The organism is Frankia sp. CeCAU1 (assembly GCF_977971845.1).
In genome coordinates this window covers 1-14,354 of the sequence record NZ_CDWWXA010000123.1, presented here as the reverse complement: position 1 = coordinate 14,354, position 14,354 = coordinate 1, and the positions used below count along the sequence as shown (strand labels likewise).

General features: G+C 70.3%; 12 protein-coding genes and 1 pseudogene. 5 read left to right on the top strand and 8 right to left on the bottom strand.

What is annotated here, in order from left to right:
• Positions 1-346: pseudogene (locus AC08OO_RS18430) on the bottom strand (hypothetical protein); the annotation flags it as partial.
• A gap of 309 nt (positions 347-655) precedes the next feature.
• Here AC08OO_RS18430 and AC08OO_RS18425 point away from each other — a divergent pair.
• The 4 genes from AC08OO_RS18425 (at position 656) to AC08OO_RS18410 (ending at position 4,923) form a co-directional block, all read left to right on the top strand.
• A complete protein-coding gene (locus AC08OO_RS18425; RefSeq protein WP_011438798.1) occupies positions 656-1,183 on the top strand; it encodes a peptidylprolyl isomerase in 528 nt (175 codons plus the stop codon).
• 156 nt (positions 1,184-1,339) lie between these two features.
• Entirely contained in the window at positions 1,340-2,404 is a 1,065-nt protein-coding gene (locus AC08OO_RS18420) for a rhomboid family intramembrane serine protease (protein ID WP_476610922.1), read from the top strand.
• A 173-nt stretch (positions 2,405-2,577) separates the two neighbouring features.
• Positions 2,578-4,485: a glycoside hydrolase family 15 protein gene (locus AC08OO_RS18415; protein WP_476610923.1), complete on the top strand. Its 1,908-nt coding sequence runs from the start codon at positions 2,578-2,580 to the stop codon at positions 4,483-4,485.
• A 78-nt stretch (positions 4,486-4,563) separates the two neighbouring features.
• Complete coding sequence (locus AC08OO_RS18410; protein ID WP_023840019.1) at positions 4,564-4,923, top strand: hypothetical protein; 360 nt, start codon at positions 4,564-4,566, stop codon at positions 4,921-4,923.
• A 36-nt stretch (positions 4,924-4,959) separates the two neighbouring features.
• On the opposite strand, the gene AC08OO_RS18405 is transcribed toward AC08OO_RS18410, so the two are convergent.
• Positions 4,960-5,382 (bottom strand): RidA family protein, encoded by a 423-nt coding sequence (locus tag AC08OO_RS18405; RefSeq protein WP_476610924.1) that lies wholly within the window; start codon positions 5,380-5,382, stop codon positions 4,960-4,962.
• Between the two features lie 135 nt (positions 5,383-5,517).
• The gene (locus tag AC08OO_RS18400; protein ID WP_476610925.1) at positions 5,518-5,781 is read right to left on the bottom strand and encodes a cell division protein CrgA; all 264 of its coding nucleotides are present in this window, start codon (positions 5,779-5,781) and stop codon (positions 5,518-5,520) included.
• Between the two features lie 379 nt (positions 5,782-6,160).
• Between AC08OO_RS18400 and AC08OO_RS18395 the strand changes: the two genes are divergently transcribed.
• Positions 6,161-6,988: a DUF881 domain-containing protein gene (locus tag AC08OO_RS18395; RefSeq protein ID WP_476618816.1), complete on the top strand. Its 828-nt coding sequence runs from the start codon at positions 6,161-6,163 to the stop codon at positions 6,986-6,988.
• On the opposite strand, the gene AC08OO_RS18390 is transcribed toward AC08OO_RS18395, so the two are convergent.
• The 5 genes from AC08OO_RS18390 to AC08OO_RS18370 form a co-directional block, all read right to left on the bottom strand.
• Positions 6,985-7,635, bottom strand: a complete 651-nt coding sequence (locus AC08OO_RS18390) for an aminodeoxychorismate/anthranilate synthase component II (protein WP_011438791.1) — start codon at positions 7,633-7,635, stop codon at positions 6,985-6,987. The two genes, AC08OO_RS18395 and AC08OO_RS18390, sit on opposite strands and share 4 nt — an antisense overlap.
• Positions 7,636-7,733: 98 nt before the next feature.
• Positions 7,734-9,794, bottom strand: a complete 2,061-nt coding sequence (pknB, locus tag AC08OO_RS18385; protein WP_476610927.1) for a Stk1 family PASTA domain-containing Ser/Thr kinase — start codon at positions 9,792-9,794, stop codon at positions 7,734-7,736.
• The gene (locus tag AC08OO_RS18380; protein WP_476610928.1) at positions 9,791-11,419 is read right to left on the bottom strand and encodes a serine/threonine-protein kinase; all 1,629 of its coding nucleotides are present in this window, start codon (positions 11,417-11,419) and stop codon (positions 9,791-9,793) included. Before AC08OO_RS18380 ends, pknB begins: the two co-directional genes overlap by 4 nt.
• On the bottom strand, positions 11,416-12,858 hold the full coding sequence (locus tag AC08OO_RS18375) for a peptidoglycan D,D-transpeptidase FtsI family protein (protein ID WP_476610929.1): 1,443 nt from the start codon (positions 12,856-12,858) through the stop codon (positions 11,416-11,418). Before AC08OO_RS18375 ends, AC08OO_RS18380 begins: the two co-directional genes overlap by 4 nt.
• A complete protein-coding gene (locus tag AC08OO_RS18370) occupies positions 12,855-14,351 on the bottom strand; it encodes an FtsW/RodA/SpoVE family cell cycle protein (protein ID WP_476610930.1) in 1,497 nt (498 codons plus the stop codon). Before AC08OO_RS18370 ends, AC08OO_RS18375 begins: the two co-directional genes overlap by 4 nt.
• Positions 14,352-14,354 lie beyond the last annotated feature (3 nt).

Sequence of the window (14,354 nt, the reverse complement as noted above, 5' to 3'; positions counted from 1 at the left end):
GCGCCCGGGCCTTCTCGATCCGCCTGGCGGTCCGACCGGACACGGCGGTGGCTTTGCCGACGGCCCGGCCCGCGGCCTTCCCGGCCGCCTTCTGGGCCGAGGCACCGGTCTTGGTGGCCGTGCTGGAGGCGTCGGAGATCCGGTGCGCCACGCTGGCGCCCACATCCCTGGTGGCCGACGCGGCCGATCCGGCCGTACCCCCGGCCTTGCTCGCCGCCTTGTGAGCGACCGTGCCGGCGCGGTCGGCGGCGCTCTTCGCGGTGTCGGACAGCCCGCTAACCGGCACCGTGTCGGCGACATGTGACAGTCTGTCCTTCAATAGTCTGTCCTTCAATATCGTACTCATGGTGCCCTCTCGTTGAGCCGATGGTCGAGGCGTCCGACCATCGAACTGGTGGTGTGCCCAGGTATCGGTGTGGTCAAGATCTGTGAAGTGTGCCGTACCCCGTCGGCGGGCTTCTCCAACGCGTCAACCCTCCGTAGCGTGCCACTAATGCTTGGGTGACATGTCTGGGCTGTGCCCTTGGGAAGGTGTACCCGGTGCGAACCTCGGTGATGGAATTCCCCCGCGGCGCCCGGCGCATACGATCGAGACCCATCCGGACGCCGGCTGACCAGACACCCGCAGAGATCGATCTGAAGAGAAGAGAGGCTCATGGCCGAGGAGCTGTACGCGACGCTGCGGACGACTCAGGGGGACATCGAGATCCGCTTGTTCCCCGACCACGCTCCCAAGACGGTGCGGAACTTCGTCGGCCTCGCGACCGGCACGCAGGAGTGGACGGACCCGGAGACCGGTGCCAAGAAGACCGGCACGCCGCTGTACAGCGGAACGATCTTTCATCGGGTCATTCCAAACTTCATGATCCAGGGCGGTGACCCGCTGGGCTCCGGTCGAGGCGGTCCGGGCTACCGGTTCGCCGACGAGTTCCATCCGGACCTGACCTTCAACCGGCCGTACCTGCTCGCAATGGCGAACGCCGGACCGGGGACCAACGGCTCGCAGTTTTTCGTCACGGTCGCGCCCACCGACTGGCTCAACCGCAAGCACACCATCTTCGGTGAGGTCACGCGGGGAACCGACGTGGTGGATGCGATCGCCAAGGCGCCGACCGGGGCGCAGGACCGGCCGAAGTCCGACATCGTCATCCAGGAGATCGTGATCGACCGCCGGTCCGCCTGACCGGCCGGTCACCGCCTCGAACCCGGGAGTACGGCGCATGAGAGCTCCAGCTGCGCGGCGTGCGCGGTCGTCGGCCACCGCATGCGTACGGGTGGCCGGACGTGGTCACGTCAGCCGTACCCCTCCGGCGGCGACGCCGGCTGCCGGGGCGGCGCGGTGACGGCGAACCCGCCCGTCGAACCGCCCACGGATGACCAGCCGGGCGGCCCGGAGCAGCGCCCGGCTGGATCGGGCCACCCGGTGGCCGAGCCGGGGTGGCGACCCACGGTCGGCCCGGCGCCCGGCTGGTCGGGGTGGACTCCACCTTCCGGTTCCGGCGGTCCCCCGCCGCCCACCGGCGGTTTTCCCGCGGGTGGTCCTCCCGCCGGCCGGCCGCAGCCACCCGGCGCCGCGATGATCCCGCACTGCTACCGTCATCCGGACCGGGAGACCTACGTCTCCTGCCAGCGCTGCGGCCGGCCGATCTGCCCCGACTGCATGCGCCCGGCGGCGGTCGGCTTCCACTGCCCGGAGGAGGGCGACCGCTCCACGCCGCAGCGCCGAACGCGGACCACACTCGGCGGCCCGGCTCAGGTCGCCCGGCAGGGGCTGGTCACCCAGATCCTCATCGGCCTGTGCGTCGCCGCCTACATCCTGCAGGGCGCGCCCGGGCTGACCGGCCGCGGCACCTTCAACCGCTTCACCGGCGACTTCGCCATGATCGGAATCCGGATCGCGGCGGACGACCAGTACTATCGGTTGCTGACCGCGGCCTTCCTGCACGCCGGCGTGCTCCACATCCTGTTCAATATGTACGCGCTGTACCTGCTCGGGTTTCAGCTCGAGGCGATCCTCGGGCGGGCTCGGTACCTCGCGCTGTTCGTGGCGGGGGCGCTCGGTGGGAACACCCTGAGTTACGTGCTCGGTGACGGGTTCACCGTGTCGGTCGGCGCGTCCACCGCGATCTTCGCGTTCTTTGCCGCCTACTACATCATCGCCCGCCGCCTGCGGGTGGACTCCCGGCAGATCCTCATCGTGCTCGGGATCAACCTCGCCATCACCTTCTCGTTCAGCAACATCGACAAATGGGGGCATCTCGGTGGGCTGGCTGTCGGTGCCGTCATCGGTCTGATCTACGCCTACGTCCCGCCCCGCCGGGTGCTGCTCCAGGCGGGCGGGGTCGCCGCCGTGCTCGCGTTGCTGTTCGCCGCCGTGATCATCAAGTCGTCGACACTGGTGTAGCCCGGCAGGTGTAGCCCGACAGCCCTGGTTGCGGGGGCGAGGACGGCCGCGACGCTTGCACGCCGCCGACTAGCGGCTACCATTCGCTTTCTTGTCAATACTCATAGTAGCGATCTACGTGTGGTGGCGATAGCGTGATGGATGCCGTGGCACGGCGCGGGCAGGGGGATCAGATGGCACATTCACCGGTGCGGCGCAGCGGGGGCAGTCCCTTCCCGCCGATCGCCGAGTACGGATTCCTGTCCGACTGTGAGACGTCCTGTCTCGTTGCCCCCAGCGGCAACGTCGAGTGGATGTGTGTGCCCCGGCCCGACGCCCCGAGCGTCTTCGGGTCGGTGCTGGACCGGTCGGCCGGGGGCTTCCGTTTCGGTCCCGAGCGTACGCAGATCCCGGCCGGCCGGCGTTATCTCCCCGGGACGAACATTCTCGAGACCACCTGGCAGACGCCGAACGGCTGGCTCATCGTCACCGATTGCCTGGTGGTCGGGCGCTGGCATCGCACCCACAAGCGTTCGAACACGCACCGTCGGACGCCGAGCGACTGGGACGCCGACCACGTGCTGCTCCGGCTGGCTCGCTGTGAGCACGGCTCGGTGGATCTCAGCCTGGTGTGCGAGCCGAACTTCGACTACGGCCGTGAGCCCGAGTCCTGGCAGTACGAGGGAGAGGATTACTCCTCCGGCGTGATCAGCCATGCGGGCACCAACGTCACGCTGCGGCTGCGTACCGACCTGCGGCTCGGTTTCGACGGCCGGCGGGCACTGGCTCGCACCACGCTGCGGGAGGGGGACACCGCGTTCGTCGCGCTCACCTGGCGCCCGGAGGAGCCCCTGCTTCCGGACACCTACCTGCAGGCGTGCGTCGCCGTCGACCGGACAACGGAGTTCTGGCGCCAGTGGCTGTCGCGGGGAATGTTTCCCGACCATCCCTGGCGGCGCCATCTGCAGCGCAGCGCGCTCGCGCTGAAAGGACTGACCTACGCGCCGACCGGTGCTCTGCTCGCCGCCTCGACCACCTCGTTGCCGGAGACCCCGCGCGGCGAACGGAACTGGGACTACCGGTACAGCTGGATCCGCGATTCCACCTTCGCGCTGTGGGGCCTGTACACCCTCGGGCTGGACTACGAGGCCAACGATTTCTTCTCGTTCATCGCAGACGTCGCCGAGAACGATGACGACGACATCCAGGTGATGTACCGGGTGAGCGGCGAGCCGAAGATCGACGAGGAGGTCCTCGGTCACCTGTCCGGCTACGAGGGAGCCTACCCGGTACGGATCGGCAACGCAGCGGCACTGCAACGTCAACACGACGTCTGGGGCGTCGTTCTCGACTCCGTGTACCTGCACACCAAGTCCCGTGACTACCTCTCCGAACGGCTCTGGCCGGTGCTCGTGCGCCTCGTCGAGGCGGCGGCCACGCACTGGCGGGAGCCGGACCGCGGGATGTGGGAGGTGCGCGGGGCGCCGCAGCACTTCACCGTGTCCAAGATGATGTGCTGGGTTGCCCTGGACCGGGGTCGGCGGCTGGCGCAGATGCGGGGGGACGCCAAGACGGCGGCGCGCTGGCGGGCCGTGGCGGAGGAGATCCACGCCGAGGTGTGCGAGAAGGGTATGGATCATCGCGGTGTGTTCACCCAGTACTACGGATCGAAGGCGCTCGACGCCTCACTGCTCCTGATTCCGCTGCTCGGGTTCCTGCCGGCGGCCGACGAACGCGTGAAGGCCACCGTGCTCGCGATCGCCGACGAGCTGACCGTTGACGGGCTGGTCCTGCGCTACCGCACGGAGGAGACCGACGACGGGGTCTCCGGCACCGAGGGCGCCTTCCTGATCTGCTCGTTCTGGCTGGTCTCCGCCCTGGTGGAGATCGGCGAGCTGACCCGTGCCCGGCAGCTGTGTGAACGGCTGCTGAGCCTCGCCAGCCCGCTGGATCTCTATGCCGAGGAGATCGATCCGGTCAGTGGCCGCCATCTCGGAAACTTCCCCCAGGCGTTCACCCATCTGGCCCTGATCAACGCGGTGATGTACGTGATCAGGGCCGAGGACGCCGAGGCCTACGCCCGGCCGTCCCCCTCGACCTGATCGTGCAGGCCGGTCCCGGGACAGGTGGCCACGGCGATCAGGCGAACCCGAGCGGGTCGTGGCATTAACGTGGGAGCTGTGGCCAGCCTGGAGGTTGTGGACAAGCGGGTCGAGGTCGTCCTGCGCGGGCTTGAACGGATCGGCGCGGTGCGTGGGGACGTCTCCGTGCGGCTCGACGAGGTACTCGACGTACGCCTGGCGGCGGATGCGTTCGCGGAAGTGCACGGATGGCGGGCGCCCGGGACCGGACTGCCGCGCGTCATGGCCCTCGGAACCTGGCGGTCGCGGGGCGGCAAGGAGTTTGTCGCTGTCTACCGCGGCCGGCCCGCGGTCGTGGTGGAGGTCCGCCCGGGTGGCGAGTTCCGGCGCCTGATCGTCACAACCGGCGACGCCGAACGCGCCGTGGCGCGTCTGCGCAGGGCGGTCATCGCGCGCTGACGGTCCCGGATCCGGACCCGGCGTCAGGGCCGGCCGTCAGTCGGACCCGAACCCAGCCCCGGACCCAGCCCCGGACCCAAGGATCGCCTCGGCTTCCACTTCGACGACCCAACGCTCGTCGAGTAGTCCCGCAACGACGACCATCGTGGCGGCTGGGCGGATCGCGGCGAACAGCTCGCCGTGGACGGCGCCGACGGCCGGAGCGTGGGCGGGATCGGTGATGAACATCCGGGTACGGGTGACGTCACCGAGATCGGTGCCCGCCTCGCGCAGTGCGGTGCGGATGATCTCGAAGCACCGCCGGGTCTGCAGCTCAGCGTCCGGTGGAACCGTGTCGTCCGGCCACACCGGCCCAGTCCCACTGACGAACACGCGTTCGCCCACGCGGAGTGCCCGGGAGAACCCGATCGTGGCTTCGTAGGGTGAGGAGCCGGAAATCTTCTGGCGTTCAGGATACAACAGGATGCCCTGGGTAATCGGTGATCAAGGTGGAGGTATCCACACTTGTGGACAATGGTTGTGGATGAATAATACGGCTGGAAGCTCTTGCGGTTGTGCCGGGCGTGGCCATCGGGCGTCTGGCGTGCGGGCCGGCTATCGCCACTGGGTCGACACGGCCAGTCCGACGACGACAAAACCAAACCCGATAAGGATGTTCCAGCCGCCCAGCCCCTCCATCCCCAGGACGCCGCCGTTGGAGAAGTAGTAGACGAGCAGGTAGGCGATCCCGACCAGGAAGAACGCGAGGATCAGACCGCCGAACCAGGGCGGGGACGGCGGCTTCCGCCTGCGTGCCGACGCGCCCGCGGTGGTGGTCGGGGTTGGCTTCTTGGGCTTGCGGCGTCGTGACTCGGGCACTGCGGAACTCCTCGATGGCCGTGCGTGGACGAGAGCGGCGACCGTCGTCGCCGTCCTCGTCCGGCCATCGGCGGTCTCGCGCTGGGTACCAGCGTAGACAGGGTGTCCGTGGAAACGCCGTTGCGTACCGGCCGGCGGGATTCACCTCCGGTCGGGGCCCGGGCGACGCCGACGTCGCGGCCGGTGCCGGGACGATCAGACCGATGTGGCATCGAGAGCGCCATCGGCCGCGTAGCCTGCGCGGGAGGCGATACCTCCGACGCGGCGGACGGATCGCCCGGCCGGGCTGGTTGTGGCATGGTCGCGTGCCGCCCTCGGCGCTTCATCGGCATGCATGGGTGAACCGTTCAGCGGGGCCCGAGGGAGATTGGGGACGACGGTGCACGGCTGGCTACGGCCCTGGCCCTGGCCGGGGAGCCGGTCGCGGCGGGTGATCTGGGCGGTGTCGCTGTTCTGGGCCGGCGTGCTGTCCGGCGTCGTGCTGTCCGGCGTCGTGGTGCTGGACGGCGGCCCGTTCGATCGGGCCGGCCCGCGGGACACCGCCGCTTGGGCGGCCCAGGAGCGGGCGGGAGTCGCGCAGGTTGTCGACGAGGAGGCGGGCCGGGTGGCCGACCGCCGCGCCGGGCTGGACGCCGCGTCGCGGCGGCGCGCGACCACGGCGCAGGCCGTCCCGTCGGGGGCACCGGGCTTCGTGCTCGGGACCGATGCCGCCGCCCGGTCCCTGGTCGAGTTGCTGGCCGGTCCCGCGGGGTTGGCCCCGGTGCGCGGGCCGGCGCTGACCGTCGAGCTGGACGACGCCCCGCGGGAGGGCCGGGGCGGCCCGTACGCCCCCGGCGTGCCCGCCCCGAGGCCCGACGATCTCATCGTGCACCAGCAGGATGTCCAGGCGGTCGTGAACGCGCTGTGGGCCGGCGGCGCCGAGGCGATGGGCATCATGGACCGCCGGGTGACGGCACTGACGGCGGTCCGCTGCGTCGGGAACACTCTTCTGCTGCACGGCGAGGTCTTCTCCCCGCCGTTCCGGATCACGGCGATCGGGGAGGTCGCCGCGCTGCGCTCCAGCCTGCGGGCCAATCCGCAGGTCACGATCTACCGGCAGTACGTCGACGCCTACCGGCTGGGATACCGCGTCGAGGAGGCCGCCGACAGCCGGCTACCCGGCTACGACGGGCCGATCGACCCGTCCGGCATCGCCAGGCGCGGCTAGGAAAACGCCGCCGTCCGCAGGGTCTCGACCTCGGCGGACAGCCCCGGCGCGAGCCTGCGCGCCGCGCCGCCGTCGCCGCACTGGTCCAGCCAACGGGCGAGGATCAGGTGGCCGCCCTGGGTGAGGACGGACTCCGGGTGGAACTGCACGCCCTCGAGCGGGAGCCGTCGATGGCGCAGCGACATCACCACGCCGCTTTCGGTCCGGCCGGTCACCTCGATTTCCTCGGGAAGGGTGTCCTCCTCGACGGCCAGCGAGTGGTAGCGGGTCGCGACGAACGGCGACGGCAGGTCCGTGAGAACGCCGGTCCGGTCATGGCGGACGACCGAGGTCTTGCCATGCAGCAACTCCGGGGCGCGGTCGACGGTAGCGCCGAACGCGACCGCGATCGCCTGATGGCCCAGGCACACCCCGAGCAGCGGCATGCCGCCCGACGCGCAGGCTCGCACCATGGGAATGCTCACGCCGGCCGCCTCGGGCGTACCCGGTCCCGGGGAGAGCAGGACCCCGTCGACGCCGAGCGCGGCGAGGTCGGCCGGCGTCATCTCGTCGTTGCGGCGCACGATGCATTCGGTCTCGAGCTGGCCCAGGTACTGGACAAGGTTGAAGACGAACGAGTCGTAGTTGTCGATCACCAGGATGCGCATCAGATCGTGACCTCCCGCGGCATCAGGCACCCTGCCGTGGGCGGCCGCAGTCCCATACTGCCTGAGCAGCCACGACCGCCTCCGTCGGCGCGACGACCTCAGGTGCCGCCACCGCCGGAACCGCCACCGCCGTTGCGGCCGCCCAGCAGCCCCCCCAGGCCGCCCGGCTTCGTCGTGGCCGGTGTCCCAGGGGTGGGATTACCCGTCGGGCTCGGCGAAGTGCTGGTCGGCTCCGTGGTCGGGGTGGGCCCGGTCGGCGTCTCGGTTGGAGTCGGCGGCGCGGTGGTCTGGATCTGCTGGGCGACGGACAGCGTGATGGTCGAACCCCGAGGGACGTTGCCGCCGGACGGGCTCTGGTCCACAACCGTCCCCGGCGCCACGTTGTTGTTCGCGACGGGCTGCTGGGCCGCCCTCAGCCCGTAGCGGCCGAGCTCGGCGGCGGCATTGTCGTACGTGCGGTTGCGCACGTCGGGAACGTTGACGTTCGGGCTGACCACGTTGAGCGTGACCGTGCTGCCGCGCTTGACGGCCGAACCCGCCTGCGGATCGGTGCTGTCCACCGTGCCGACCTTCTGGCTGGTCGGGTTGCCGTAGGCCATCGGGTTCGGGACCAGCCCCAACGCCCGCAGCGCAGCCTCGGCCTCGGCCTGGGTCTTCCCGATCAGGTCGGCGGGGATCTGGACGTCGTCGGCGGCCTTGCCGATCGACAGGGTGATCACCCCCTTGGCGGCGACCTCCTTGCCCTCGGCCGGGTCGACCGCCGTGACCCGACCGGCCAGGTCCGGTGAGTCGACCAGCTTCGTGACCACCTCCCCCCCGAAGCCGGCGCTCTGCAGCCGGGCGCGGGCCTGCTGCTCGTTCTGCCCGACGAGGCCGGTCGGGACGAGGATCTTCTTCGTGGAGGCGGTGTTGTTGCCGGTGCTGAGGAAGGTCGTGGCGAGCAGGACGACGGCGACGAAGACGATGACGATTCCGAGACCCGCGAGGATGTACTTCCACGCCTGGGAACGCTCCTGGTTGGGAACGGCCCGCCGGTCGATGGCCCCGGTCACGTCGTAGCGGTCGAACGGACCGGTGCCGAACCGGCCGTCGTCGTAGGGGACGTCGCGGTAAGTGGTCTGGGCGTCGTCGCGGTAGTCGTCGTTGCGGTAGTCGTCGTCGCGGTAGCGGTCCCGGGTGGGATAACCCGCTCGGTCACCGCGGCTGAGGATCGCCGTGCCGGGCGCAGCCGGGCCGAGGGTGGTGGCGGCCCCGCCCGCGCCACCACCTCCCATCATGGCGTGCACGCGCCGTCCGGCCAGCGCCCGTTCCAGATCGTCGCGCATCTCACCCGCGGTGCCGTAGCGGTCGTCGGCGTCCTTCTCCATCGCCTTGAGGACGATCGCGTCGGCCTCGGGGGAGATGTCGCGATCGTGAGCGGACGGCGGCAGCGGATCCTCCCGCACGTGCTGGTAGGCCACGGCCACCGGGTTGTCCCCGCGGAACGGCGGCGACCCGGTGAGCAGTTCGTAGAGCAGCACCCCGGTGGTGTAGACGTCGCTGCGGGCGTCGACGCGGACTCCTCGGGCCTGCTCCGGGGACAGGTACTGAGCGGTGCCGATCACCGCCGCCGTCGCGGTCATGGTCGAGGAGGTCGCGGTGGTGGCGCGGGCGATGCCAAAGTCCATGACCTTGACCGAGCCGTCCGGGCTGAGCATCACGTTCGCCGGCTTGATGTCGCGGTGGATGATCCCCATCCGGTGGCTGTAGTCCAGGGCGGCACAGACGTCGGAGGTGATCTCCATGGCGCGGCGTTCGGTGAACCGGCCCTCGGTCTGCAGCGCGTCGCGCAGGGTCCGCCCCTCGATGAACTCCATCACGATGTAGGGGATCTGCGCCCCGTTGATGACGTCCTCGCCCGTGTCGTACACCGAGACGATCGCGGGGTGGTTCAGCGCGGCCGAGGACTGCGCCTCTCGGCGGAACCGGGCGAGAAAGGTGGGATCACGGGCGAGGTCCGGGCGCAGCGTCTTGACGGCGACCTCACGGCCGAGCCTGATGTCACGGCCGCGGAAGACCTCCGCCATGCCGCCATAGCCGATGCCCTCGCCCAGCTCGTAACGCCCGCCGATGATCTGCGGCCCAGCCCCCGGGGCATACATCTCCGTCACGTCGGTCACGAATACTCCCCTGCCGTCGCCCCTCCCGCGCCGGAAATCGCCGACCCGGCGTTACCGCTGACGATTTCATCACCGATTGCGGCTGGGTAGACCACCCTCGGTGGTGTGGTCGCGGAGTTCGATGCGGAATTGCTGCCGGAGAACAACCTGTTGGTCGCGAATGCGACGATCACCACGGTGAGGATCAGCAGAATGATCAGAAGTGGCAGTGGCAGGGCGGGACGGGAGGCCGCCTTCGGCCGGTGCCGTCGAGCGGCTCGCCCCTCCCAGCCCGGCCGCAGATCATCCGGGCCGTCCGGGCCGGACGGACCTGGGGGGCCGCCGGGGGTACGGGCCCACGGCGGCGGACCCGGGTGGTAGGCGGTGCCGGGATCGCGGGGGCCGCCACGGTCCGGCGTCCCGTAGGCCGAGCCGCCGTATGCCGGCTCGGGGCCACCGTACGCCGTGTCGGGGCCGCCGAAGGGCGGGCTGTGCAGGGCCGTTGCAGGTACGTCGGGTCCGCCGAGCATGGCTTCCGGGCTATCGGGAACCGCCTGGGCGTTGTCCGGCGGAGCGCCGGTGCGCCCCGGTCCACTGGTGCGACCGGACGGTGGCGGTGCGGCCACCCAGGACGGTGGCCGGGTGCGCGAGGTGGATCGGGGCGGGCGAGCGGCGGCACCGGCGGGCGGGAGGACGGCGCCCGGCCCCGGATGGCGGGCGGTCGCGTCCGGTGCGCCGGGCCAGCGCGCAGGCTCCGGGCTCCACAGACTGCGCCGGATCCCGGCCGCCGAACGCGCGAATGCCCCCGCCGAACTGGGCCTGCGCGCGGGGTCCTTGGCCATCGCCGAGTCCACCAGGGCCCGTACCTGGTAGGGGATGTCGGTCGGTAGCGGGGGCGGGGTGTCCTGCTGGTGGGCCATCACGACCACGATGGGGTTGCGGTCGTCGAAGGGGCGGCGACCGGCGAGGCACTCGTACGCGACGACGCCGAGCGAGTAGACGTCGCTCGCCGGTGTCACCGGACGCCCGGACGCCTGCTCGGGGGACACGTAGTAGGCCGTCCCCATCATGATGCCGGTGGCGGTGAGCGGCGCGGCGTCGACCGCGCGGGCGATCCCGAAGTCGGTGACCTTCACCGCGCCGTCCGGGCGCAGCAGCAGGTTGCCGGGCTTGACGTCGCGATGGACCACGCCGAGGGCGTGCGCGGCCTGCAACGCGTCGGCCGCCTGCCCGAGGATGTCCAGCGTGCGTTCCGGAGACAACCGTTTCTCCCGGTGCAGCGCGGCGGAGAGGGGTTCCCCCTCCACCAGCTCCATGACCAGGTAGGCGGTCGGGTAGTCGTCGGCGGTCGCGACCTCGCCGTAGTCATAGACCGAGGCGACGCCCGGGTGTGACAGCCGGGCGGCATGGCGGGCCTCGCCGCGGAACCGCACCAGGAACGACTCGTCGCTGGCGTACTCCGGGCGCAGCAGTTTCACCGCGACGGGGCGGCCGAGGGTCTGGTCCAGGCCACGCCAGACCTCACCCATGCCGCCGGCGGCGATCCGCCCGTTCAGGCGGTACCGGTTGTCGAGGACGGTGTTCGGCGACGCGGCGCCGGCGAAGGGCTGCGACGGGGAGATGGGATTGCCCGGGGAGTTGTTCATGGCTTGTCCAATGCGGCCTGTATGACCTGTTTCGCGACGGGGGCGGCGACGGCACCACCGGTACCCAGCTCGCCGCCGCCGTCCTCGACGATGACGGCAACCGCGATCTTCGGAGCGTCCGCCGGGGCGAACCCCACGAACCAGGCGTGCGGCAGGCTGGTGCCGTGCTCGGCGGTCCCCGTCTTCCCGGCGACGGCGACGCCGCCGATCTGCGCCCGCCGACCGGTCCCCGACGTCACCACGCTTTCCATCATGGTCGTGAGCTGGGCGGCCACCTCGCGGCTCACCGGTTCACCGAGTTTCTTCGGCTCGGTTTTGCTGATCCTCTTGAGGTCCGGGCTGCGCAGTTCGGACACGAGATAGGGCTTCATCTCCGTGCCGTCGTTGGCGATCGCCGCGACCACCTCCGCCATCTGTAGGGGCGTGACCCGGACGTCGTACTGGCCGATCGCCGACTGCGCGGTCTGCGCGGCGTCGAGCTTGGCGGGGAAGACGCTACGGGCCTGCTGCAAGGGGAAGTCGGGGAAGGTCGCGTTCAGGCCGAAGGCCTCGGCCTGCCGGCGCAGGGTGTCGGCACCGAGATCGATACCGAGCTGTGCGAACGCGGTGTTGCAGGAGATGGCGAGCGCGTGAATGAGGGTGTCGGTCTCGCCGTCGCCGCAGCGTTCGCCGCCGAAGTTCGGCAGCCGCACGGTGCTCAGTGGGAGCGGTAGCTCGTCGGGTGCCGCGACGCGAGTGTCCGGCGTCCTGCCTTGTGACAGCGCGGCGGCGGCGGTGATGAGCTTGAAGGTCGAACCGGGCGGATAGGTCTGCTGGGCTGCCCGGTTCAGCAGCGGTTGATCTGGATTGCCCGACAGCAGCCCATAGGCATTGGCTGCGGCCTTCTCATCATGGGCCGCCAGCGCGTTCGCGTCGTAGGACGGGTTGGTGACCATCGCCAGGATCGCGCCGGTCGACGGCTCGATGGCGACCACCGCGCCCTTGCGGTTGTCGAGCGCCTCCGCCGCCGCCTTCTGGACGGCGGGGTTGATCGTGGTGACCACGGAACCGCCGCGCCGCTCCGCGCCGGTGAACAGGCCGGTCACCCGGCTTGCGAGCAGCCGGTCGTCGTCTCCGGACAGGAAGACGTCCTCGGACCGCTCCAGGCCTGCCGCCGTGAACAGCGTGTAGTAGCCGGTGACGTTGGAGTAGAGCTGCCCGGCCGGATACTGCCGCTGGTACTTGTACTGGTCGTTCGACGGCACCGAACGTGCGATCTCCACGTCACCGGCGACGATCGCGCCCCGCTGTCGTTCCAGGCGCTCGGTGATCTGACGCCCGTTCGTCGGCTGGGACTTGAGGCTGCCCGCCTCGCCCACCTGGAGCCAGTTCGCGTTCACCAGGAGCGCGGCGAAGAGGAGCATGCAGGCGACGGCGACCTTGCGCACCGTGCGGTTCATGTCGTCTTCACCACCTGGGTGGGACTCTCGGCAACCGCGCCCGGGTCGAACAGGGGGGCATCCGGCACCGGTTCGGGTGCGCGGCGGGCGGCGTCGCTGACCCGCAGCAGCAATGCGATGATCGCGGCGTTGGCCACGATGGACGACCCGCCGTAGGAGACGAACGGCAGCGTGAGCCCGGTCAGCGGGATGAGCCGCATGACCCCGCCCACCTGCACGAACACCTGCAGCGCCAGGGTGAAGGACAGCCCGGCCGCCAGCAGTTTGCCGAACGGGTCCTTCGCGCCGAGGGCCGCGCGCATCCCGCGCAGCACGACCAGGGCGTACATCATCAGGATGGCCATGACGCCGGTGAGACCGAGCTCCTCACCGAGGCTCGCCATGATGAAGTCGGTGTTCGCGAACGGCACCTTCTGCGGGTGCCCCTCCCCGAGCCCCGTACCGGTGATGCCACCGGCGGCGAAGCCGTAGAGGCCCTGCACGAGCTGGTACGACGTGCTCGACGGGTTGTCACCGTCGAAGGCGTGCAGCCAGCCGTCCACCCGGACCTGGACATGGCTGAACATGCTGTGCGCGATCACGGCACCGAACAGAAACAGCACGAAGCCGACCAAGAGCCACGATGCCCGCTCGGTGGCGACGTAGAGGACGACCATGAACATTCCGAAGAACAGCAGGGACGAGCCGAGGTCCTTCTGCACGATCAGGATGCCCAGGCTCGCCAGCCACGCCACCAGTACCGGCCCGAGGTCGCGGGCGCGCGGGATCCCCATCCCGAGAAAGGAGCGGGAGGCCACCGAGAGGACCTCGCGTTTGTTGACCAGATAGCCGGCGAAGAAGATCAGAAGAATGATCTTCGAGACTTCGCTCGGCTGGAAGGAGAACGGCCCGATCCGCAGCCAGAGGCGCGCGCCGTTGATGGTCGCGCCGATGCCAGGCGCGATCGGCAGCACCAGACCGACCAGACCGACCAGACCGGCCGTGTAGGCGTACCGGGCGAGCGAGAGATGATCGCGTACCAGCGCCAGCACCAGGATGAAGACGATGACCGCCAGCAGGGTCCAGACGAGCTGCGTCTGCGCGGCACCGGGCGGAATGTGGGTTCCCGCCCGCTCGGCGGCATCCGCCTTGGCGAGGTCGAGCCGATAGATCATGACCAGGCCCAGGCCGTTGAGCGCGACGACGACCGGGAGCAGCACCGGATCGGCGGCCGGCGCGAACCTGCGTACCGCCAGGTGGGCCAGCGCCCACAGGCAGAAGAAGCCGAGACCGATGGAGAAGATCCCGAGCGAGACCTGGCCGATGTCGGCGAAGGTCAACGCGGCGAGCGCGCTGGTCGCGAGCACGCCGGCGAAGATCATCAGGATGAGCTCCCGGCGCCGGTAGGGCGGGAGGTTGGTGCCGGTGGGCAGGGGGAAGCCGGCGAAGGTCGCGGTGAGGTCCGCCGACCTCGGCCTGCGCAGCGGAGGTAGGGGGATCGGCGGGCGGGTCATCGC

What these genes read in the sequence shown, in the direction of transcription:
- AC08OO_RS18375 (WP_476610929.1), bottom strand. Translation starts at nt 12,858, where the DNA reads ATGAACCGCACGGTGCGCAAGGTCGCCGTCGCCTGCATGCTCCTCTTC.
- AC08OO_RS18370 (WP_476610930.1), bottom strand. Translation starts at nt 14,351, where the DNA reads ATGACCCGCCCGCCGATCCCCCTACCTCCGCTGCGCAGGCCGAGGTCG.
- AC08OO_RS18380 (WP_476610928.1), bottom strand. Translation starts at nt 11,419, where the DNA reads ATGAACAACTCCCCGGGCAATCCCATCTCCCCGTCGCAGCCCTTCGCC.
- AC08OO_RS18390 (WP_011438791.1), bottom strand. Translation starts at nt 7,635, where the DNA reads ATGCGCATCCTGGTGATCGACAACTACGACTCGTTCGTCTTCAACCTT.
- AC08OO_RS18425 (WP_011438798.1), top strand. Translation starts at nt 656, where the DNA reads ATGGCCGAGGAGCTGTACGCGACGCTGCGGACGACTCAGGGGGACATC.
- AC08OO_RS18415 (WP_476610923.1), top strand. Translation starts at nt 2,578, where the DNA reads ATGGCACATTCACCGGTGCGGCGCAGCGGGGGCAGTCCCTTCCCGCCG.